The organism is Rhodovulum iodosum (genome assembly GCF_041020385.1).
GTDB lineage: Bacteria > Pseudomonadota > Alphaproteobacteria > Rhodobacterales > Rhodobacteraceae > Rhodovulum > Rhodovulum iodosum.
Map to the genome: position 1 here is coordinate 345,212 of NZ_JBEHHI010000001.1, position 20,893 is coordinate 366,104.

22 protein-coding genes are annotated in these 20,893 nt (G+C 69.4%); 8 read left to right on the forward strand and 14 right to left on the reverse strand.

Going from position 1 to position 20,893, the window contains the following annotated elements; translation table 11 throughout:
- Positions 1 to 15: 15 nt before the first annotated feature.
- Positions 16 to 420, forward strand: coding sequence for a hypothetical protein (locus tag Ga0609869_RS01665; RefSeq protein WP_125404460.1), 405 nt, complete (start codon positions 16 to 18; stop codon positions 418 to 420).
- Between the two features lie 73 nt (positions 421 to 493).
- On the opposite strand, the gene xseA is transcribed toward Ga0609869_RS01665, so the two are convergent.
- Positions 494 to 2,041 carry an exodeoxyribonuclease VII large subunit gene (gene xseA, locus Ga0609869_RS01670; protein ID WP_369022827.1) on the reverse strand — a complete coding sequence of 516 codons (1,548 nt, stop codon included), beginning with the start codon at positions 2,039 to 2,041 and terminating at the stop codon, positions 494 to 496.
- A 72-nt stretch (positions 2,042 to 2,113) separates the two neighbouring features.
- Here xseA and purD point away from each other — a divergent pair, with 72 nt between their 5' ends.
- Entirely contained in the window at positions 2,114 to 3,394 is a 1,281-nt protein-coding gene (gene purD / locus Ga0609869_RS01675) for a phosphoribosylamine--glycine ligase (protein WP_125403479.1), read from the forward strand.
- Between the two features lie 370 nt (positions 3,395 to 3,764).
- Here purD and Ga0609869_RS01680 read toward each other — a convergent pair whose 3' ends face one another.
- Positions 3,765 to 4,532: an FG-GAP repeat domain-containing protein gene (locus Ga0609869_RS01680; protein ID WP_125403480.1), complete on the reverse strand. Its 768-nt coding sequence runs from the start codon at positions 4,530 to 4,532 to the stop codon at positions 3,765 to 3,767.
- Positions 4,532 to 4,855, reverse strand: coding sequence for a 2Fe-2S iron-sulfur cluster-binding protein (locus tag Ga0609869_RS01685; protein WP_125403481.1), 324 nt, complete (start codon positions 4,853 to 4,855; stop codon positions 4,532 to 4,534). The genes Ga0609869_RS01680 and Ga0609869_RS01685 overlap by 1 nt, the downstream gene beginning before the upstream one ends.
- 116 nt (positions 4,856 to 4,971) lie before the next feature.
- On the opposite strand from Ga0609869_RS01685, the gene Ga0609869_RS01690 reads away from it, so the two are divergent.
- Positions 4,972 to 5,352 (forward strand): OB-fold nucleic acid binding domain-containing protein, encoded by a 381-nt coding sequence (locus Ga0609869_RS01690; protein ID WP_245972112.1) that lies wholly within the window; start codon positions 4,972 to 4,974, stop codon positions 5,350 to 5,352.
- Between the two features lie 69 nt (positions 5,353 to 5,421).
- The gene (locus tag Ga0609869_RS01695; RefSeq protein WP_125403483.1) at positions 5,422 to 5,940 is read left to right on the forward strand and encodes a peptidoglycan-binding domain-containing protein; all 519 of its coding nucleotides are present in this window, start codon (positions 5,422 to 5,424) and stop codon (positions 5,938 to 5,940) included.
- A 109-nt stretch (positions 5,941 to 6,049) separates the two neighbouring features.
- Here Ga0609869_RS01695 and Ga0609869_RS01700 read toward each other — a convergent pair whose 3' ends face one another.
- From Ga0609869_RS01700 to Ga0609869_RS01730, 7 genes are all read right to left on the reverse strand, one after another.
- Positions 6,050 to 7,531 (reverse strand): DegQ family serine endoprotease, encoded by a 1,482-nt coding sequence (locus Ga0609869_RS01700; protein ID WP_125403484.1) that lies wholly within the window; start codon positions 7,529 to 7,531, stop codon positions 6,050 to 6,052.
- A 130-nt stretch (positions 7,532 to 7,661) separates the two neighbouring features.
- The gene (locus Ga0609869_RS01705; protein WP_125403485.1) at positions 7,662 to 7,856 is read right to left on the reverse strand and encodes a DUF2065 domain-containing protein; all 195 of its coding nucleotides are present in this window, start codon (positions 7,854 to 7,856) and stop codon (positions 7,662 to 7,664) included.
- Positions 7,856 to 8,731 (reverse strand): protease modulator HflC, encoded by an 876-nt coding sequence (gene hflC / locus Ga0609869_RS01710; protein WP_125403486.1) that lies wholly within the window; start codon positions 8,729 to 8,731, stop codon positions 7,856 to 7,858. Before hflC ends, Ga0609869_RS01705 begins: the two co-directional genes overlap by 1 nt.
- Before the next feature lies 1 nt (position 8,732).
- Positions 8,733 to 9,872, reverse strand: a complete 1,140-nt coding sequence (gene hflK / locus Ga0609869_RS01715) for an FtsH protease activity modulator HflK (protein WP_125403487.1) — start codon at positions 9,870 to 9,872, stop codon at positions 8,733 to 8,735.
- Between the two features lie 81 nt (positions 9,873 to 9,953).
- Positions 9,954 to 11,312 (reverse strand): glutathione-disulfide reductase, encoded by a 1,359-nt coding sequence (gene gor, locus Ga0609869_RS01720; protein WP_125403488.1) that lies wholly within the window; start codon positions 11,310 to 11,312, stop codon positions 9,954 to 9,956.
- 7 nt (positions 11,313 to 11,319) lie between these two features.
- Positions 11,320 to 12,102 (reverse strand): ribose-5-phosphate isomerase RpiA, encoded by a 783-nt coding sequence (gene rpiA / locus Ga0609869_RS01725; RefSeq protein ID WP_125403489.1) that lies wholly within the window; start codon positions 12,100 to 12,102, stop codon positions 11,320 to 11,322.
- 112 nt (positions 12,103 to 12,214) lie between these two features.
- Complete coding sequence (locus Ga0609869_RS01730; RefSeq protein WP_125403490.1) at positions 12,215 to 12,649, reverse strand: MarR family winged helix-turn-helix transcriptional regulator; 435 nt, start codon at positions 12,647 to 12,649, stop codon at positions 12,215 to 12,217.
- Between the two features lie 80 nt (positions 12,650 to 12,729).
- Between Ga0609869_RS01730 and Ga0609869_RS01735 the strand changes: the two genes are divergently transcribed.
- Both Ga0609869_RS01735 and Ga0609869_RS01740 read left to right on the forward strand, forming a co-directional pair.
- A complete protein-coding gene (locus tag Ga0609869_RS01735; RefSeq protein WP_125403491.1) occupies positions 12,730 to 13,173 on the forward strand; it encodes a hypothetical protein in 444 nt (147 codons plus the stop codon).
- Between the two features lie 82 nt (positions 13,174 to 13,255).
- Positions 13,256 to 14,635 carry an L-serine ammonia-lyase gene (locus tag Ga0609869_RS01740; protein ID WP_125403492.1) on the forward strand — a complete coding sequence of 460 codons (1,380 nt, stop codon included), beginning with the start codon at positions 13,256 to 13,258 and terminating at the stop codon, positions 14,633 to 14,635.
- Positions 14,636 to 14,639: 4 nt separating this feature from the next.
- Here Ga0609869_RS01740 and Ga0609869_RS01745 read toward each other — a convergent pair whose 3' ends face one another.
- Complete coding sequence (locus Ga0609869_RS01745) at positions 14,640 to 15,098, reverse strand: pyridoxamine 5'-phosphate oxidase family protein (protein WP_125403493.1); 459 nt, start codon at positions 15,096 to 15,098, stop codon at positions 14,640 to 14,642.
- 143 nt (positions 15,099 to 15,241) lie between these two features.
- On the opposite strand from Ga0609869_RS01745, the gene Ga0609869_RS01750 reads away from it, so the two are divergent.
- Positions 15,242 to 16,156, forward strand: a complete 915-nt coding sequence (locus Ga0609869_RS01750) for a DMT family transporter (RefSeq protein ID WP_245972113.1) — start codon at positions 15,242 to 15,244, stop codon at positions 16,154 to 16,156.
- Here Ga0609869_RS01750 and Ga0609869_RS01755 read toward each other — a convergent pair.
- Positions 16,128 to 16,808 (reverse strand): thiamine diphosphokinase, encoded by a 681-nt coding sequence (locus Ga0609869_RS01755; RefSeq protein WP_125403576.1) that lies wholly within the window; start codon positions 16,806 to 16,808, stop codon positions 16,128 to 16,130. The two genes, Ga0609869_RS01750 and Ga0609869_RS01755, sit on opposite strands and share 29 nt — an antisense overlap.
- Positions 16,809 to 16,947: 139 nt before the next feature.
- Between Ga0609869_RS01755 and Ga0609869_RS01760 the strand changes: the two genes are divergently transcribed.
- The gene (locus Ga0609869_RS01760) at positions 16,948 to 19,299 is read left to right on the forward strand and encodes a hypothetical protein (protein ID WP_170168755.1); all 2,352 of its coding nucleotides are present in this window, start codon (positions 16,948 to 16,950) and stop codon (positions 19,297 to 19,299) included.
- A 46-nt stretch (positions 19,300 to 19,345) separates the two neighbouring features.
- On the opposite strand, the gene Ga0609869_RS01765 is transcribed toward Ga0609869_RS01760, so the two are convergent.
- Both Ga0609869_RS01765 and Ga0609869_RS01770 read right to left on the reverse strand, forming a co-directional pair.
- Positions 19,346 to 19,588, reverse strand: coding sequence for a DUF2842 domain-containing protein (locus tag Ga0609869_RS01765; protein ID WP_125403494.1), 243 nt, complete (start codon positions 19,586 to 19,588; stop codon positions 19,346 to 19,348).
- Positions 19,588 to 20,880, reverse strand: a complete 1,293-nt coding sequence (locus Ga0609869_RS01770) for an adenylosuccinate synthase (RefSeq protein ID WP_125403495.1) — start codon at positions 20,878 to 20,880, stop codon at positions 19,588 to 19,590. The genes Ga0609869_RS01765 and Ga0609869_RS01770 overlap by 1 nt, the downstream gene beginning before the upstream one ends.
- Between the last annotated feature and the right edge of the window lie 13 nt (positions 20,881 to 20,893).

Sequence of the window (20,893 nt, forward strand, 5' to 3'; positions counted from 1 at the left end):
CCCGGGACCCCGCCCATGCAGACCCTTGCCGCCAGCCTCAGCCTCGCCCTGCTCTTCGCCGCGCCCGCCCTCGGCCAGGAGGCGATGACCGGCGACGAGTTCGACCGCTACGCCACCGGCAAGACGCTTTTCTACAATGCCGAGGGCATCCCCTACGGCGCCGAGCAATACCTGCCCGGCCGCCGCGTGGTCTGGACGTTCCTCGACGGAGAATGCGCCGAGGGCGTGTGGTACGAATCGGGCGGCCAGATCTGCTTTCGTTACGACCACGAGCCCCAGGCACCCCAGTGCTGGAGCTTTTACCGCGCGCCCCTGGGCCTGACCGCGCGCTACGAAAACGACCCCGCCGACCGCGAACTCATCGAGGTCCGCCAAAGCCGCGAGCCGCTGATCTGCAGCGGCCCCGACGTGGGCGTCTGACGCGCGACCGCTCGCTTCTTCTTGGCGAAAATACCCAATGGCGCCCCGGTACAGCCGCCGCGTCCCGAGGGGCTCAGAACAGGCTGCCCTGCTCGGGCGGTTTCTTCGGCGAGGGCCGCTTTTTCGGGGCCCCGCCGCCGGGGCTGAACCGCCCGTCCTGAAACTCGATCTCCAGCGGCCCGGCGCGCTCGGCCTCGGCCCGTGTCGTGACCACCTCGTCGCCCGCGCGCACCACCGCGTAGCCCCGGCGCAGGGTCTCGGTATAGCCCAGCGTCTGGCGCATCCGCTCCAGCGCGGCGAGCCGGTCCTGCCAGCGCGCGAGCTGGCCTTCGGCCACCGCGGCGAAGCGCGCCGACAGCGCGTTGCAGGCATCGCGCTTGCGCGCGGTCTCGCGCGCCAGCGTCGCCGGGCGCAGCCCCGCCGCGGCCCGGCGCAGCGCCTCGGCCCGGTCGCGTCTCAGCCGCGCCGCGGCAGGGGCCAGCCGCGCCGCCCAGCCGTCGAGCCCGCGCCGCGCCTCGCCCAGCCGGCGGGTCAGCACCACGGGGCGCAGCGCGGCGGCGGCCTCCGACAGCGCCAGCCGCCGCGCCTGAAGGCTGGCCCTGAGCGCGCCTGGCAGGCGCTCGTCCCAATAATCCAGCCGCTGGCGCGCCTGGGCCACCAGCGTCTCCGGCCGCGGCAAGGCGCGGGACAGATCGGCCAGCCGCTGCCGGCTTTGGCCCAGCGCCCGGCTCAGCGCGCCGGTCAACCGCGCGCCCTGCGCGTCGGCCCAGGCCAACAGCTCCATGCGCACCGGCACCGCCAGTTCCGCCGCTGCCGTTGGGGTGGGCGCGCGCCTGTCGGCGGCATGGTCGATCAGCGTTGTGTCGGTCTCGTGCCCCACCGCCGAGATCAGCGGGATGGCCGAGGCCGCCGCGGCGCGCACCACGACTTCCTCGTTGAACCCCCAGAGATCTTCCAGGCTGCCACCGCCGCGGGCGACGATGATCAGCTCGGGCCGGGGCAGCGCGCCCCCCGGCGCCAGCCGGTTGAACCCCTCGATCGCGCGGGCCACCTCGGGCGCGCAGGCCGCGCCCTGCACCGCGACCGGCCAGATCAGCACCTTGCGGGGAAACCGGTCGCGCAGGCGGTGCAGGATATCGCGGATCACAGCGCCCGAAGGCGAGGTCACGACCCCGATCACCTGCGGAAGGTACGGCAAGGCTTTCTTGCGCTCCGCGGCGAACAGACCCTCGGCGGCCAGCGCCGCCTTGCGCTTTTCCAGCATCGCCATCAGCGCGCCCAGCCCCGCCGGCGCGATATCCTCGATCACCATCTGATAGCGCGACTGCCCGCCGAAGGTGGTCAGCCGCCCGGTGGCGACGACCTCCATCCCCTCTTCGGGCTGGGTCGACAGGCGCTGGGCCACGCCCTTCCAGATGACGCCGGCCAGGACGTTACGCTCGTCCTTGAGGTCGAGATAGACATGGCCGGAACGCGGCCGGCTGACCCGGCCCACCTCGCCGCGCACGCGGACATGGGTGAACTCGCCCTCGATGACACGCTTCACCGCGCCCGAGATTTCCGAGACGGTGAATTCCGGCGAATTGCCTCCGGGGGCGTCGTCTTCGATCAGGTCGGACATGGGCTCTTGCTTGTCACGGGGCAGTGGCGAGCCTAGAACGCCCGGGACCTGAGGCCAAGCGGTGGAACGCAGATGAACATCCTCATTCTCGGCGGCGGCGGGCGCGAACATGCGCTGGCCTGGGCGATCCTGCAAAACCCGAAATGCGACCGCCTGATCGTGGCGCCGGGCAATGCCGGCATCGCCGAGATCGCCGATTGCGCCACGCTCGATACCGAGGACGGCGGCGCGGTCGCCACCTTCGCCGAGGAGAACGCCATCGATTTCGTGGTGATCGGCCCCGAGGCGCCGCTCGCCGCGGGCGTGGCCGACCGGCTGGACGAGGCCGGCATCCTGTGCTTCGGCCCCTTCCATGCAGCGGCCGAACTGGAGGCCTCGAAAAGCTTCACCAAGGAGGTCTGCACCGCCTGCGGCGCGCCCACGGCCCGCTATGCGCGGTTCACCGAGGCAGGACCGGCCAAGGACCATATCCGCGCCCAGGGCGCGCCCATCGTGGTCAAGGCCGACGGTCTGGCCGCGGGCAAGGGCGTGATCGTGGCCGAGACCGTGCAAGACGCCGAGGCCGCGGTCGACGACATGTTCGCGGGGGTTTTCGGCGGCGCCGGCGCGGCGGTGGTCATCGAGGAATTCATGACCGGCGAAGAAGCCTCGTTCTTCGTGCTGTCCGATGGCGAGAACGTGCTGCCCATCGGCACGGCGCAGGATCACAAGCGCGTGGGCGAGGGCGATACCGGCCCGAATACCGGCGGCATGGGCGCCTATTCGCCCGCCCCCGTGATGACCGACGCGGTCTGCACCCGCGCGCTGGAAGAGATCGTCAAACCCACCGTCGCCGAGATGGCCCGCCGGGGCACCCCCTATCGCGGTGTGCTCTATGCCGGGCTTATGATCGAGGCGGGCCAGCCGCGGCTGGTGGAATACAACGTCCGCTTCGGCGACCCCGAGGCGCAGGTGCTGATGATGCGGCTGGGCGGGCAGGCGCTGGACCTGATGCTGGCCTGCGCCGAGGGCCGGCTGGGCGAGGCGCGGGTGAACTGGGCCGACGACCACGCGATGACCGTTGTGATGGCCGCGCAGGGCTATCCTGGCGCTTACGAAAAGGGCTCGGCCATTGCCGGGCTGAACGCCCTGCCCGAGGACAGCGCGCATATGGTGTTCCATGCCGGGACCGCGCGCGCGGATGGGCGCGTGGTGGCGTCGGGCGGGCGGGTGCTGAACGTCACCGCCCGCGGCGCGACGCTGGCCGAGGCGCGCGACCGCGCCTACGGAATGATCGAACGGATCGACTGGCCCGGCGGGTTTTACCGGCGCGACATCGGCTGGCGGGCGCTTGGCGACGGCACGCGGGGCTGAGCCGGGCCGTTTCGGGCGCCGCGGCGCAATGAGCGCGCGTCCTGCAACAGGGCGGCCCCGGCACGGACCAGACCCCCGAAGGACGAGGACGACAGCCGACCGGCACGGGCCATCGGCGCGGCTGAACTGCGCGCGCATCTGCGCGAGCAGCGCATCGGGTTCTGCCGGGTGCGCGGCGACACCAAGATCGCCTATGCGACGGTCGGCGCGGGCCCGCCGCCCGTGAAGGCGGCGAACTGGCTGGCGCATATCGAACATGACTGGAACACGCCGATCTGGGGCGCCTGCTTTGCCGACATCGCTCGTGATCGGATGCTCGTGCGCCGTGACGGGCGCGGATGTCACGCTCGCGCGTCCCGCCGGGGCGGTGTCAGGGCGTGCAGGCACGCGCGGCGGCGAAGCCCCGTTCGCTGGCCGGGCGCCCCAGCGCACGCGTCTCGATGCGCCCCCGCTCCAGACGCGCGGCGACGATTTCGGACCAGTCGGGGGTGGCCAGCAAGATCTCGGGGCCGTCTCCGCAATCGCGCAGGCCGCCCGAGATGAAATCGTCGCCGATGCGGTGGTTGGTCAAGCCGTCGGCGCGGGCGATCTCGGTGAGCCGGCCGCCCGCGTAGCGCCAGATGCGCAAGACGCGCGCAAGGTGGGGGCGATCGACATAGGCGATTTCGGTCGCGCCGTCGCCGTCTAGATCGGCGATGCCGGCGGGCGCCAGCCATCGGAAGGGCTGGCCGATGAAGGGGGTGGCGTCGATCAGCCCAGCCTCGCCATAGACCGAGAGCCGGGCGCCGCGGGCGGCATCGCTTTCCACCACGACCACTTCGGGCGACGCGTCGCCGTCGAGATCGGCCAGCCGCGGCGCGAGGTCTTCGAAAACACGGCTCTCGGGCAGGCGTATCAGCAGGCTGCGGCCATCGCGGGTCTCAAGCCGCAGGGCGCCGTATTCGACCGCGTCGCCGAGCACGCCGTGGGCGTAGCGCGTCGTCGGCTCGGCGAATTGGGCGGCGGTAATTTCGGCCGCGCCGGGGGCGGAGAGCGCCGCGAGGGTCAGGGCCGCCCACCACAGGCGCACAGGGCGCAGCGCGCGGCGGGCGGGGCGGCGCCACGGGCGCGACGGGCTGGGCCGCGCGCCCCTGACCATCAGATCTGCCGTTCGGGCAGGTTCACGACCAGCCCGTCCAGCGCGTCGGAGACCTTCAGCTGGCAGGTCAGACGCGACCGGGCCGGATCGGTTTCGTAGGCGAAGTCGAGCATGTCCTCTTCCATCTCTTCCTTGGCCGGCAGCCGGTCGACCCAGTCGGGGTGAACATAGGCGTGGCAGGTCGAGCAGGCGCAGGCGCCGCCGCAATCGGCGTCGATGCCGGGAATGCCGTTGTCACGGGCGCCTTCCATCACGGTCAGCCCGTTGGCCACCTCGACGACATGCTCGGTCCCGTTGTGCTCGATATAGGTGATCTTCGCCATGCGTGCCTCTCGCCGTTCAATGCTGATCGGGGAGGCACATAAGCCATGGCACCGGGATTTTCCAGCGAAAGCCGGCAGGGTTGCGCCCCGTGCGGAATGTTCTATTTATGTTCCCCATGGACGATCCGCCCCGTGCCTCCGCGGACTGGCCGCGCCCGCCGGCCTGCCTGCCCCATGCCCTGCTCGACCGGCAGCCCGCCGGCGCGCGGGTCTGCGTGGCCGGGCTGGTGCTGGTGCGCCAGCGGCCGGGCACCGCCAAGGGGGTGATCTTCGTCACGCTGGAGGACGAGACGGGGGTGGCCAACGTGGTCGTCTGGGCCAAGGTGTTCGAACGGTTCCGCCGCGCGGTGATCGCCGGGCGCCTGCTGCGGGTCACCGGCCGGGTGCAGCGCGAATGCGGCGTTGTGCACGTGGTGGCCGAAAGCATCGAAGACATCTCGCACATGCTCGACGCCTTGTTGCACCCTGACGGCACCCGCGCCGCCGACCAGCCCTGAGGGGCCTTTCGCCGCCCTGCCCGCCCCGGTATCCTGCCGTCAGACCAACAAGGGCAGCCGGGCAGGCAGATGACAAAGGCAAGATATCTGTGCGTTCTGGCAGCGCTGGGGCTGGCCGGTTGCGGCGCGCCCGCCCCGGCCCCGATCACGGCGCCCGCCCCCGGCGGGCTGACCGGCGCGCATCTGGCCGACCCGCCCTCGGCCAGGCCAGGCGCGTGCTGGGCCCGCGATACCCGGCCCGCGATGATCGAAACGGTAACCGAACAATTCCGCGAACCCGCGCCGGATGGGCGGGGGGCCGACCGTTACCGCACCGAAACCCGCCAGCGCATCCTGCGCGACCGGCAGGAGCTTTGGTTCGAAACCCCATGCCCCGAGGCGGTCGATGCCGCGTTCGTCGCCAGCCTGCAACGCGCGCTGGCCGCGCGCGGCGTCTATCGCGGGCCGGTGACCGGCACCGCCGACAGCGCCACACGGGCGGCCCTGCGCCGCTACCAGGCAAGGCTGGGGCTCGACAGCGACGTGTTGTCGATGGACGCGGCGCGGCAGCTGGGGCTGGTGGCCTATGACACTGCACCGGGCGGTTGAGCGGCGCGCGGGCCTGGCCCCGCGTTTCCCCTTACGAAACGTCTTTGCGCAACAAAAGAGGGGCGGCCCTGCGGACGCCCCCCTTTTTCCGGTTATCGCGCGGTGAAGGTTACTGCGCGACCGACAGCGCCACGAAGCGCGGATCGCCCTGGCGGCGCACCAGCAGCAGCAGCGACTTGCGCCCCGCGTCGCGCGCCTCTTCGATGCGCGTTTCGAAATCGGCGATCTCGGTCACCTTCTGCTGGCCGGCCTCGGTGATCACGTCGCCGGCGCGCAGGCCCTTTTCATAGGCCTCGGCGGATTCGTTGATATCCTTGACCACCAGCCCCTCGACCGCCTTGCCGACCTGCAGCTGCTCGCGCAGCTCGTCGGTCAGCGGCGTCAGGGTCAGGCCCAGCACCTCGGCCTCTTCGGGTGCGGCGCTTTCGGGCTGGGCGGCGGCCGGCACCGCGGCCTCGGCGGTTTCGCGGCGGCCGAGCGTGACCATCATCGTCTGGGTCTTGCCGTCGCGCAGCACGACCACGCGCACCGCCTTGCCGACCTGGGTGTTGCCCACCCGGCGCACCAGCTCGCGGCTGTCGGCGACCTTCTGGCCGTCGAACTGAACGATCACGTCGCCGGCCTGCATGCCCGCCTCGGCAGCCGGCCCCTCGGGCACATCGGCCACCAGCGCGCCGCGCGCCTCGTCGAGGCCCAACGCCTCGGCCATGTCGCCGGTCACTTCCTGGATACGCACGCCGAGCCAGCCGCGCCGGGTCTCGCCGAATTCCTTGAGCTGGGCGACCACGTTCTTGACCACCGACGACGACATCGCAAAGCCGATGCCGATCGAGCCGCCGTTGGGCGACAGGATCGCGGTGTTCACACCGACCACCTGTCCATCCATGTTGAACAGCGGCCCGCCCGAGTTGCCGCGGTTGATTGCGGCGTCGGTCTGGATGTAGTCGTCATAGCTCCCCGAAAGCGCCCGGCCGCGCGCCGAAACGATGCCGGCGGAAACCGAAAAGCCCTGGCCCAGCGGGTTGCCCATGGCCATCACCCAATCGCCGACCCGCATCATGTCGCTGTCACCGAACGGCACGAAGGGCAGCGGCGTTTCGCTTTCGACCTTGAGCAGCGCGATGTCGGTGTTGGGGTCGGTACCCACCACCGTGGCATCCAGCGTCTGGCCGGAGAAGAACTCGACCTCGATCTCGTCGGCCTTTTCGATGACATGGTTGTTGGTGACGATGTAGCCGTCCTCGGAGATCACGAAGCCCGAGCCCAGCGCCTGGCTGCGCCGCGGCGGGCGGGCGCCGTCATTGCCCTCGGGATTCATGAAATCGCGGAAGAAATCCTCAAAGGGCGAGCCTTCGGGGACCACCGGGTTGGCCCCGGTATGGCCCGCGATGGTGGTGGACGTAGTGATGTTGACCACCGATGGGCTGACCGTCTCGGCCAGATCGGCAAAGCTTTCGGGGGCGCCGCGGGCATAGGCCAGGCTGGCCTGCGCGACGATCAGCGCCAGCCCGAGCATCAGCGCCCAGATGGCGCGCAGCGCCACGTTTTGCTGCGCGGGAATCGCAATGGCCTGAGGTTTCACGGAATGCATCCTCCTGGTTTTCTGTCGATGCCGCCCGGACCAATGCGCCCGGGGTTCTGACGTCGATATGGTATCCTGACCGCCGGCGCCGCAACCCAAAGCCCGTCGCGGGCCGTCACATGGGTGTGAACCCAGTGTCTCAGGCGCCGAGGCTACGGGCAAGCCAAACCAGCGCCGTACCCACCGCCACCGCCCCCAGGCCGATCATCCGCCGTGTCTCGGGCGGGATCTGGCGGATCATCTCGACCACGTCGTCCAGACGCGAAGGGGCCAGTGCGAACACCAGCCCCTCCACCACCAACACCAGCCCTATGGCCAGGATGGCATAGCTCATCAGTCCAGCCCGTCGCCCTTCAGGAATTCGAAGAATTCGCTGTCAGGCGTGATCACCATGGTCGAGTTCTCGCCCTTGAGCGATTTTTCGTAAGCCGCGAGCGAGCGGTAGAACTCGAAAAAGTCCGGGTCCGCGCCAAACGCCTCGGCGAAGATCGCGTTGCGCAGGGCGTCGGCCTCACCGCGGGTGATCTCGCTTTCGCGCCGGGCCTCCGAGACCAGCTCGACCACGGTCCGGTCGGCCTGAGCGCGCACGCGCTGGGCGGCCTCTTCGCCGCGGGCGATCTCGTCTGCGGCCTCGCGCTCGCGCTCGGCGCGCATCCGGGCGAACGTGGCGTCGAGGTTCTGCGCCGGCAGGTTGGTCTGCTTGAGCCGCACATCGATCACGTCGAGCCCCAGGGGCAACGAACGGGCGCGCGCCTGATCGGTGATGCGCGACATCAAGGTCGACCGGTCGGACGACAGGATGGTGTTCGAGGTCACGCCCTCGGAGCCCAGAACGGCGCGGATCTGGGCGTTGAGGATGCCCTCCAGCCGATCCTCGGCGGCGCGCAGGCCGCCCACGCCGACCGCCTGGCGGAACTGCACCACGTCGGCGATGCGGTAACGGGCGAACGCGTCGACCACGAGGCGCCGGTCGTCGGACGGCGTCACCTCGGTGGGCGGCGTGTCGAGCGACAGGATGCGGTCGTCATAGCGCACGACCTCCTGGATCAGCGGGATCTTGAAGGCCAGGCCCGGATCCTCCTTGACCGACTTGATCTGGCCGAATTGCAGCACCAGGGCCTTTTCGCGCTCGTCCACGATGAAAATCGATGACAGCAGCGCGATCAACGCCACGAAGAGAATGGGCAGGAGATAGGTTAGCTTGCGCATGTCAGTTGCTCCCCTGGCTTTGGCCGCGGCGCAGTTCGTTCAGCGGCAGGTAGGGCACCACGCCCTGTCTCGATCCACCCCCGGGTTCGTCGAGGATGATCTTGTCCACGTCGCCCAGCACGCGTTCCAGAGTCTCGATGTAAAGACGCTTGCGGGTGACCTCGGGGGCGTTGCGGTACTCGGTCAGCACGGCGGAAAAGCGGCTGGCCTCACCCTCGGCCTCGTTGACGACCTGGGCGCGGTAGCCTTCGGCCTCTTCGAGGATCTGGGCCGCCTCGCCTCGGGCGCCGGCGAGCACACGGTTTGCATAGGCGTCGGCCTGGCGTTCCAGACGGTCACGCTCTTGCTCGGCGGCCTGCACCTCGCGGAAGGCGTCGATGACCGCGGTCGGCGGGTCCGCCTTGTCGAGGTTGACGCGCAGGACGTTCAAGCCCGCGTTGTAGCTGTCGAGCGTCTGCTGGATCAGCGTCTGGGCGCTGTCGGCGATGACAGCCCGGTCGCGGTTAAGGATGGGCGCCAGTTCCGAGGCGGCGATGATCTCGCGCATTGCCGATTCCGACACGGCGCGGATCGTCGCCTGCGGATCGCGCAGGTTGAACAGGAACAGCGCCGGGTCGTTGATGTTCCACACCACCTGAAAGTCGAGATCGACGATGTTCTCGTCGGTGGTCAGCATCAGCCCGCTGTCGTTGCCGCGTGAACCGGCCACACCGATGTTTTCGGTCTGCTCTCGCGTGACCGGGATCACCTCGGCGGTGACGACGGGCCAGGGCGCGAAGTTCAGGCCCGGATTGCCGGTCTGGGAATATTTGCCGAGGAACAGCTCGACCGACTGTTCTTCGGGTTTGACGGTATAGAACGAGAGGAAGAGCCACAGCGCCAGCGCCAAAAGGCCGCCAATCGCCAGCGTGCCCTTGGTAAAGGCCGGACCGCCGCCGCCGCCCGGAAAGCCGCCACGACCACCGCGACCGCCCATAAGGACGCGCAATTGCTCTTGCCCGCGCTTCATCAATTCGTCGATTTCGGGGATCTGCGGGGGTTCGTTTCCCGGGCCACGCCCGCCGCCGCCGCCACGGTTTCCGCCGCCGCCGCCCTGATTGGACCCTCCGCTGCCCCAGGGTCCACCACTATTGCCAGCCATATGGGTTCTTACCTCTTGGTTCGCTTCGTCTTCTATACAGTCGCTATCCGTGCTCTCTAACTGGTCGCCCGTGCGGGGAATTCAACCCGTCCGCGCCGGGGCTTTCATCGTGACCAGTTCCTCTGCCATGGTCGGGTGCACCGCTACGGTGCGGTCGAAATCCTCTTTGGTGGCGCCCATCTTGATCGCCACGCCGGCCAGCTGGATCATCTCGCCGGCATGGTCGGCCACGATATGGCAACCCAGCACCTTGCGCGTGTCGGCGCAAACGATCAGCTTCATCAACACCCTGTCCTCGCGCCCGGCAAAGCCCGACTGCATCGGGCGAAAGGCCGTGGCGTAGACCTCGATCGCGCCCTGGGCGCGGGCCTCTTCCTCGGTCAGGCCCACCGCGCCCAGCTCGGGCTGGGTAAAGACGGCGCCGGGCACCTGGCGATGGTCGGGCCGCGTGGGGTTGGCCTTGAACACCGTCTCGACGAAGGCCGCGCCCTCGCGGATCGCCACCGGCGTGAGGTTCACCCGGTCGGTCACGTCGCCCACCGCGTAGATCGAGGGTACCGAGGTCTGCGAATAGGCATCGACCTCGACCGCGCCGGACCTGGCCAGACGCACGCCGGCCTCTTCCAGCCCCAGCCCGGCGGTGTTGGGTTTGCGCCCGGTGGCGTACATCACTTTGTCGTAGATCGCGTCGTGCCCGTCGGTGGATTTCACCCAAAGCCCGTCCTCGACCCGGTCGATCCGCTGTACCGTGGTGCCCACACGCAGGTCGATACCATCGTCGCGCATGGCGCCGGCGATATGCCCGCGCGCCTCTTCGTCGAACCCGCGCAGGATCTGCGCGCCGCGGTAATACTGGGTCATTTCCACGCCCAACCCGTTAAGGATGCAGGCGAATTCGCAGGCGATATAGCCGCCGCCGACGATCAGCATCTTTTTCGGCAGCGCGTCCAGCTTGAACACCTCGTTCGAGGTGATGACATGCTCGGCGCCGTCGAACTCGGGCACGAAGGGGGCCCCGCCGGTGGCGATCAGGATATGCTTCGCCGTTTTCACCTCGCCGGTCGAAAGGCGTACCTTATGCGCATCCTCCAGCGCCGCGCGGGTGTCGAAGACCTCGACCCCCGCCCTGGACAGGTTGCTGCGGTAGACGCTTTCCAGCCGGTCGAGCTCGGCATCGAGCCTGGCGCGGAACGCCGTCCAGTCGAATCCGCCGGCCTCGACCGCCCATCCGTAGGCGCGGGCGTCGTCGAAGGCGCGGGGGTAGCCCGAGGCAAAGACCATCAGCTTTTTCGGCACGCAGCCGCGGATCACGCATGTACCGCCCATGCGGTATTCTTCGGCCAGGCCCACGCGGGCGCCCGCCTCGGCCGCCGCCAGCCGCGCCGCGCGGACACCGCCCGAGCCACCGCCGATGACGAAAAGGTCGTAGTCGAAACTCATGGCGTCCTTAAAGGTCGATGAACAGGTTTTCGTTGTCGAGAAAGTCGATCTTCTCTTCCTCGACGGTGCCGGCGTTGATGTCGCGCACCTCGACCTTGCCATCGCCGTGGCCGACAACGGCGATATCGCAGATGTCGATAAAGAGGCCGTTTTCCACCACGCCCGGTATCTGGTTCAGCACCAGCGCCAGTTGGCGGGGGTTCTTGATGCGGTTGAGGTGCAGATCGACGATATAGTTACTCTCGTCGGTGACAAAGGGCGCCTCGCCGTTCATGCGCAGGCTGCCGTCGCGGCCCATCACGTCGAGCCCGACCAGCGCCTCTTCGACCAGCGCCTTGGTGGTCTGCCAGCCGAACGGGATTACCTCGACCGGCAGCGGGAAGGCGCCGAGTTGCGTCACTTCCTTGGCCGCGTCGGCGATCACGATCATCTGATCCGAAGCCGTGGCCACGATCTTTTCCTGCAACAGCGCGCCGCCGCCGCCCTTGATGAGGTTCAGATCGGCGTCGAACTCGTCGGCGCCGTCGATGGTCAGGTCCAGCCACTTTGCTTCGTCGAGCGAGATCACCTCGATGCCCACCTGGCGCGCCAGCTCGGCGGTGCGGGTCGAGGTCGGGACGCCGCGGATCTTCAGCCCGTCCTCGCGCACCATCTCGCCCAGGCAACGCACCATCCAGGCCGCGGTCGAGCCGGTGCCGAGGCCCACGCGCATACCGTCCTCGACGTAATCCACCGCGCGCTTGGCGGCGGCGAACTTGGCCTTATCGATGGGGGAAAGCTCTCCGCTCATGGGCTGGTCTCCTCTCTCCGTCACCGCCCTTATAGGCAAGTTGCGCCGGGGCTGCGAGGGGCAATTGCGCGGGTTTCACGGGCCATTGGCAGGCCCGTTTGCGGCCGCCGATCTAGCCCTCGCGCCGCATCGTCGCCACGACTTGGCGCATCAGCCCGATCAAGTCTGCCTGTTCCTCCGCGCTCAGCCCGGCCAGCGCCGCGGCGTTCTGCGCCTCGGCCGCCGCAATGGCGGGCGCCTCGATACGGCGCGCCTTGTCGGTCAGGAAGATGCAGCGCGCCCGGCGGTCGGTCTCGTGGGCCCGGCGCTCGATCAGCCCGTCGCGCTGCATCCGCGCCAGCGTGTTGGCCATGGTCGCCTGCTCCACGTCCAGCCGCTCGACCAGCGCGGCTTGGGTCAGCCCGTCCTCGGCCCAAAGCTCCAACAGCGTCATGAACTGTGCCGGCGCCAGCCCCAGCGGCGCGATGCGCCGGGCCAGCCCGTTGGCGAAAAGCCGGGCCATATGGTTGGCCAGATAGCCTGCCGAGGTGTCCTTGGAAAACGGCATGATCCTGAGCGTTAGGGTTGAATAGCAGGCTATGCAAGCGCATATTAGATAGCATGCTATCCGATTCGAAGGAGATCGACATGCACCCGAAACTTCACGCCGCCGCGGGCGGGCTGGCGCTGGGCCTGATCGCGTTGTTCTGGCTCGCAACCCTCTGGGCCGAAACCCTGGGCGGGGCGGCGGCCATCGCCCCCGTCAAGCGCAACATCCTTTTCGGGCTGGCCCTGCTGGTGCCCGCCGTGGCGCTGGCCGGGGCCGGCGGGTTCCGGCTGGCCCGCACCCGGCGCGGCCCGACGGTGGAGCGCAAGGCGCGACGGATGCGGCTGATCGCCGGCAACGGGCTGTTGATCCTGGTGCCCTCGGCGATCTTCCTCGACCAGCGCGCCGCCGCGGGCCAGATCGACGCGGCCTTCTACGCCGTGCAACTGCTGGAACTGGCCGTGGGCGCGGTCAATATCACGCTGCTGGCCCGCAACATGCGCGACGGGCTGGCCTTGCGCCGCCCCGTCGGCGCCGGGGGCTGATGCTGCAAACGGGGCCCCGTGCGTCGCTTCCGGCTATGCCGCGGGCGGCGCATCCGGCAGAGTGGGCGGCAGGGAGGCGCCCATGTTTCTGTCGGTTTTCGAGATATTCAAGGTCGGCGTCGGCCCGTCCTCGTCCCACACGATGGGGCCGATGGTGGCCGGCGCGCGGTTTCTGGACTTCTTGCGCGGCTCGCCGTTTCAGGCCCACGGGCTGCGTGCCTCGCTGCACGGATCGCTCGCGTTCACCGGTGTCGGGCACGCCACCGACCGCGCGACGATCCTCGGGCTGGCGGGCTTTACGCCCGACGATTACGACGCCCGCGCGGCGCAGGCCACGCTGGACCGGATCAAGACCCGCAAGACTGTAGAGCCCAAGGGTCTCGGCGTGCTCGTCTTCGACCCCGACCGCGATCTGGTCTTCGACTACGACCATGCCCTGCCCGGCCACCCGAACGGCATGGTCCTGATGGCCACCGACGCGCAGGGCGACGTGGTCTTGCAGGAAACCTACTATTCCATCGGCGGCGGCTTCGTGCGCACCGAGGCCGAGCTGGCGGCGGGCGAGGATGCCGCCGAGGCCAGGCTGATGCGCGTGCCCTACCCGTTTCACAACGCCGCCGAGATGCTGGCGATGGCCGCCGAAAGCGGCAAGTCGGTGGCCGCGATGAAGCGTGCAAACGAGCTGACATTCACCGACAACGGCCGGCTTGACCGCGGGATGGCCCGCATCTGGCAGGTGATGAACGACAGCATCGAGCGTGGCCTGGCCGCCGAGGGCACCCTGCCCGGCGGGCTGAACCTGCGCCGCCGGGCGCACACCATCCACCAGGCGCTGAAGGCCGAGCACGGCATGAACCTGACCCCGCCCCACACCATCAACGACTGGATGTCGGTCTACGCCATGGCGGTGAACGAAGAAAACGCCGCCGGCGGACAGGTGGTGACCGCACCGACCATGGGCGCGGCGGGCGTGATCCCGGCGACGATCCGATATTGGCTCGACCATGTGCCCACGGCCCAGCCCTCGCGCATCGGGGAGTTCCTGCTGACCGCGGCGGCGATCGGCGGCATGATCAAGCGCAACGCCTCGATCTCGGGCGCCGAATGCGGCTGCCAGGCCGAGGTGGGCTCGGCCTCGGCAATGGCGGCGGCGGGGCTGGCGGCGGTGCTGGGCGGCTCGCCTGAACAGGTTGAAAACGCCGCCGAAATCGCGCTGGAACACCATCTCGGGATGACCTGCGACCCGGTCAGGGGGCTGGTGCAGGTGCCTTGTATCGAGCGCAACGGGCTGGGCGCGATCAAGGCGGTCTCGGCGGCATCGCTCTCGCTCCGGGGCGACGGCAAGCATTTCGTGCCGCTGGATGCCTGTATCGAGACCATGCGCCAGACCGGCCGTGACATGAGCGAGAAATACAAGGAAACCGCGCTGGGCGGGCTCGCGGTCAATGTGCCCAACTGCTGACCCGTCAGGGCCAGGCGAAATCCGGGCCGGTGCGAAAGAACGACACGTTGTTGGTAAACACGCTTGCGGGCCGCAGGCAGATCAGGCGTCCGTAGGGGTCGTCGATCCGCGCGATTCGGTCGACGAACCAGGGGTTCCACCCGGACGGATCGGGCCCGAGATATTTCGCCAGCAGCCGGCGAAACCGGGCCGGCACCATCGGCCCGACCGTGGCCTCGCCCCGCAGCCCCAGATGCAGCAGAATGCCCGCCGCGTTGTCGAAATCCACGATCTCGACGGCGCAGCGCGGGTCGGCCGTCAGCCGCCGCACCGAACTGCCCGCCGCCGAGCCCAGCATCCAGAGCGCCCCGTCCTCCCACAAATACCATACCGGCGCGGCCCGCGGCCCCTCGGGGCAAACGGTGGCAAGGGTCGCGATCAGGGGCCGGCCCAGCACGGCCTCGGGGTCGAATGGCTCTCCCATCCTGCCAGCCTAGCGAAATTGTGCGCAGGGCGCCAAAACCCTTCTACGGGATCTTGCGATGAAACCTCGAAAAATCCCGGCGTGCGGCGGCCCGTGTCGGAATCCGGCTGGACGGGCGCGCGCCGCCGGGGCACATCGCCAGTATGAGCGTTCCGACCGACCGCATCGTCGCCGGCATCCTGCTGATGGTCGGCTTTACCGTCACCGCCCCGGTGATGGACACCTTCGCCAAGCTGGCCGGAGATTTCGTGCCGGTGGGCCAGATCGTCGCCGCGCGCTTTGCCATTCAGGTGGCGATCCTGTTCCCCTTGGCGGGGTTGATGCGCGTTCTGGTGCGGCCCACGCCCGGCGACGCGCTTTTGCACCTGGCCCGCGCCGCGCTGATCCTGCTGGCCACCACCGCTTTCTTTGCCGCGCTGCGCCACATGCCGCTGGCCGACGCGATCGCGGTTTTCTTCATCGAGCCCTTCGTGCTGACCCTGCTGGGCGCGCTCTTTCTGGGCGAATCCGTGGGGTGGCGGCGCATCGCGGCCTGCGTGGTGGGCTTTGCCGGGGCAATGATGGTGATCCGCCCCAGCTTTGCCGCCTTCGGACCGGTCGCCTTGCTGCCGGTCTGCACCGCCTTTTGCTTTGCCAGCTACATGGTGCTGACCCGGCGCATCGCGCGGCGGATGACGCCGGTGGCGTTGCAGGCCTGGACGGCGCTGGCGGCCTGCCTGCTGATCGGCCCGGTGCTGGTGCTGGCCCGCGGCACCGAGATCGCGCCCTTGCAGACCGTCTGGCCCGAGGGGCGCGTCTGGGTCTACCTGGCCGGCGTGGGCCTGGCGGCGACGGTGTCGCATATTTTCATCAGCGGCGCGGTCCGCCTTGCGCCGACGGCCACCGTCGCGCCGCTGCAATACCTGGAAATCGTCGCCGCAACCGCGCTGGGTTATGCCGTCTTCGGCGACCTGCCCGATACACAGACCTTCGCCGGGATCGCGGTGATCGTTGCCGCCGGGCTTTACGTCTTCGTGCGCGAGCGGCATCTCAGCCGTCCGCCGCTTCCGCCGCCCTGAGCCCGCGAAGCACCGCGTCGAGCGCGTCCCGCGGCAAGAACGCCAGCATCCTCGGCATGGCAAATGACAGTTCGACCCGCGTGGCGACGACCCGGTTCGATGTACCCACGCGCCCGCCGGGCGCGAAGTGGATGCCGTCGATGGCCCAGCGCAGGCCCCGGCTTTCGCCCGTCACCGCGCCCAGCGGGAACAGCGACAACCGCGTCCCTACCGGCAGGTCGAGGCCCAGCCGCACCGGGCAGAGAAAGCAGATGTCGTGCGGCCCGACCAGCACGCAGCGAACCCCGGCCCGGCGCCCCAGCGTGTTGAGCGCGGCGAGTTGATGGTCCAGCCGCGGGCCGAGAAAGCCCAACCCCAGGATCAGCGGCGCCCGGATCGACCGCAGGCACTTGTCGAAATCGGTGCTGTCCTGTTCGGCGATCGGGTGCTGGCGCTCTGGCGGGATCGCGGCCCGCGCCCGGTCGCTGATCGAATCGAAATCGCCGATCACCGCCTGCGGTACATGGCCATGCGACAACGCGAAGTCGGCGCCGCCGTCGGCGGCGGCCACCACCGGAGCGCGGGCCAGCGCGAGGTCCAGATCGGCCGCCACGATGTCTCCGCCGCCCAAAAGCGTCACGTTTTCGGATGTTTCCAGCAAGACCCCGTCCATGGCGCCTATCTGCGCCATCGGGCGGTTTTCCACAATCTGAACAAGATTAAATCCTCCAAAAATCCCAGTTTTGTTCAATTTTGAGAACCGGTCTATGGTAAACCACTGACCAACGAGCGGGGCAGAAAGCGAGTTTTTGATGGTTGGTGCAAGTAAAATTCTCACGGTGTCCTATGGCACGTTCTCGTGCACGCTCGAAGGGTTCGACGATTCCTTCGAGACGATGAAGGCCATCGCCGAGTATTTCCGGGATCTCGCTTCGGAAGATCGCTACTTCGGCGCGGAGCCGCCGACGCCCGATACCGAGATGCTGCAGCGCATCGCCGAGCGCGAGGTCCGCCGGCGCGTCGAGGCACGGGTCGAACAGACCGGCATCGTGCTGCGCGCCGAGACCGAGGAAGAAGATGCCGCCCCGGCGCCCGCCCCGCGCGCCGAACGTCCGGCACCCGCACCCCGGCCCGCCCCGGCGCCCCGTCGCGCACCCGATGCCACCCCGGCGCCCTCCGCCGCGCCTTACGCCGCTGCCCCGGCCCCGGTCGCCGACCCGGGCTCTGTCGCCGCCAAGCTGGCGCGCATCCGCGCCGTGGTCGACACGGCCCGCGCAGGCCAGGCCGCTCCCGCCGCCGCCGAAGCCCCGAAGCCGGCCGAAACCTTCGCCCCCGAGACGGTCGAGGACACGCCTGCGCCCTTCGTCGCCCCCCCCGCCGAGGGGGACGAGGCCGTGGAGCCGACCGAGCCCGATGCGGTTGCAGAAGCGCCCGCCGAGGCGGATGACCGGGCCGAGCCTGCCGAGCCTGACGTGGAAGAGGCCACCGCCGAGGCAGAGGAAGCCACCGTCGAACCCACTGAGCCGTCGGAAGCGGCTGCCGAAATGCCCGCCGAAACCGCCGAGGAGGCGATGGACCCGGCCGCGGCGGCAGAGCCCGAGCTGCAAGAGACGACCCCCGAGGCGGAAAATGTCGCCGCAGAGACGGCAGAGATGGCAGACGCCGACGCTGTCGAGGAGGCGCCTGCCGAGACCCCCGACGAGACGATGGAACCGGCCGCGACAGAGACGTCCCCCGAGCCCGCCGCGCAAGACGCGGTTGCCGAAGCGCCGCACGAGGACGAGGCGCCTGCCGAGACGCCGGACGAGGCCGTGGTTGAGGCCGAAGCCGAGGCGCCGCGAGGCGACGACAACTCGCTGCTCAAGCGCCTCGCCGCGCTGACCGCACCGGGGCGCGGGGCCAAGCCCGGCGAACAGCCCGCGCCGGAAACCGGGGAGGCGCCGTCCGCCGAGGCCGCACAGGACGAACCGGAGGCCGAGGCCGCCGCAGAACGCGTTGCCTCGCGCGACCCCGAAGCCGCGCGCGAAATGGCGGCACGTGCCCGCGCCCGGGTTCTGAAGGTGAAGCGCAGCGATCTGGAGGGCGGGCGCTCGACCCTGCGCCGGCTGGGCGAGGACGAGCGCGTCACGCCGCTGGAGGCCGCGCCCGATACGCCGCTGGAGGCCGCGCCCGATACGCCGGATGCCGAGACCGCGCCGGAAACCGACGAGGCCGAGGCCCCGTCGCCGGACAATGCCGCCCCCGCCGAGACCGAGGAACCGGTGGCCAAGGCGGTTGAGGAACCGGCAGAGGAGGCGCCCGCCGAGGAGGTGTCCGCAGAGACCGAGGACGAGGACGGGAAATCGCCGGCCGGTGCCGATCTCTCGCCCGAGGAAGAGGCCGACCTGATGGCCGAACTGGCCGAGCTCAAAGGTGACATGCCGTCTGCGCCCCCGAAGGGTCCGCGGCTGCAGCCCGCCGATGCCGACGAAGAGGAAATCGCCGTGTCGCGCCTGCTGGAAGAGACCAATACCAAGCTTGACGGCGCCGAGCAGCGCCGCCGCCGCTCGGCCATCGCCCACCTGAAGGCCGCCGTCGCCGCCACCGTGGCCGACCGCGCCATGCGCGGCGGCAAGGCCGCAGCGCGCCCCGAGGCCGACACCCACCCCTACCGCGAAGACCTGGCCCGCGCCGTGCGCGAGGGTCCGGCGCCGGCCCCCAAGGACACCGAGGGCCTTGCCCCGCTGGTGCTGGTTTCGGAACAGCGCATCGACGACCCCGAGGGCGCGCTCGACGACGAGCCCGAGCTGATCCGCCCGCGCCGCATGAGTTCGGGCAACCTCGCACTGCTCGAAGACGACGAAATCGACGAGGCGGCCGAGGCCAGCCCGAGCTTCGCCAAGTTCCTCGCCGTCAGCGGCGCGACCGAACTGGCCGAGGTGATGGAGGCCGCCGCCGCCTACCTGGTGGGGGTCGGGGGGCAGGAGACCTTCAGCCGCCCGCAACTGATGCAGGTGGCGACCGCCCCCTTCCCCGACACCGCGTTCAGCCGCGAGGACACGCTGCGCGCGTTCGGCAGCCTGCTGCGGCAGGGCGTGCTGCAAAAGGTCAAGCGCGGCGAATTCGCGCTCAACCCGAAATCGCATCTGCTGGTGGATGCCAAGGCACAACGGCGCGCCGGTTAACGCGTCGCAGAGGTTCGTAAAGAGTGTCGGCGGGATGACGGAGACGTCATTCCGCCTTTTGGTTTTCGTCCTCGGCCGCACCCGGGTCGGCCCGGCCGACGCCGCGAAACACAAAGCGGAACGGCAGCGCCCAGACCAAGCCGAGTACCAGATAGACCCCCAGCTCGACCAGGAAGGGCGGACGGTCGAGCCAGCTCATCACCGTGACGGCCAGCACGATATAGGCCGGCAGTCCGATCAACAGGATGATCAGGGACCAGCGGCGGCGGGCTTTGTAAGACAGGGGCATCAGTCTGCGAAGGGGTCTGTTACGAGGATGGTGTCGTCGCGTTCGGGTGAGGTAGAGAGTAGCGCCACCGGGCACTGGATCAACTCTTCCACGCGGCGGACATACTTGATCGCCTCGGCGGGCAGGTCGGCCCAACTGCGCGCGCCGGCGGTGCTGGCCTGCCAGCCCGGCAGCGTCTCGTAGACGGGCGTGACGCGGGCCTGCAGGTCGGCGGCCGTGGGCAGATAATCCAGCATCTCGCCATCCAGATCATAGCCGGTACAGATTTTCAGCTCTTCGAACCCGTCGAGCACGTCGAGCTTGGTCAGCGCGATGCCCGACACGCCGCTGACCGCGCAGGTCTGGCGCACCAGTACCGCGTCGAACCACCCGCAGCGGCGCTTGCGCCCCGTGGTGGTGCCGAATTCGTGGCCCCGCTCGCCCAGCCGCTGGCCGTCGGCGTCGTCCAGTTCGGTCGGGAACGGACCCTCGCCCACCCGCGTTGTATAGGCCTTTACGATGCCGAGCACGAAATCGATCGACCCCGGTCCGATGCCGGTGCCCGTGGCCGCCTGCCCGGCGATTGTGTTCGACGAGGTGACATAAGGGTAGGTGCCGAAGTCGATGTCCAAGAGCGCGCCTTGCGCCCCTTCGAAGAGAATGCGGCGGCCCGCCTTGCGCTGCTCGTTCAGCACCTTCCAGACGGGCCCGGCATAGGCCAGGATTTCCGGCGCGACGCGGCGCAGCTCGGCCAGCAGCGCGTCGCGGTTGACCGCCTCCAGCCCCAGCCCGGCGCGCAGGGCGTTGTGATGCACCAGCGCGCGGTCGACCCGCAGCTCCAGCGTGGCGTCATCGGCCAGGTCGGCCACCCGGATCACCCGGCGGCCGACCTTGTCCTCGTAGGCCGGGCCGATGCCGCGGCCGGTGGTGCCGATCTTGGCAACCGAGTTCTGGCCTTCGCGCGCGCGGTCAAGCTCGCCGTGGAAGGGCATGATGAGCGGGGTGTTTTCGGCGATCATCAGCGTCTGGGGCGTGATTTCGACCCCCTGCGCGCGGATCGTCTCGATCTCCTGGATCAGGTGCCACGGGTCCAGCACCACGCCGTTGCCGATGACGCTGAGCTTTCCGCCGCGCACCACGCCCGAGGGCAGCGCGTGCAGCTTGTACACCTCGCCGCCGATCACCAGCGTGTGGCCGGCATTGTGCCCGCCCTGAAACCGCGCGATCACATCGGCGCGTTCGGACAGCCAATCGACGATCTTGCCCTTTCCCTCGTCGCCCCACTGGGCGCCCACGACGACGACATTGGCCATGGCACAGTTCCTT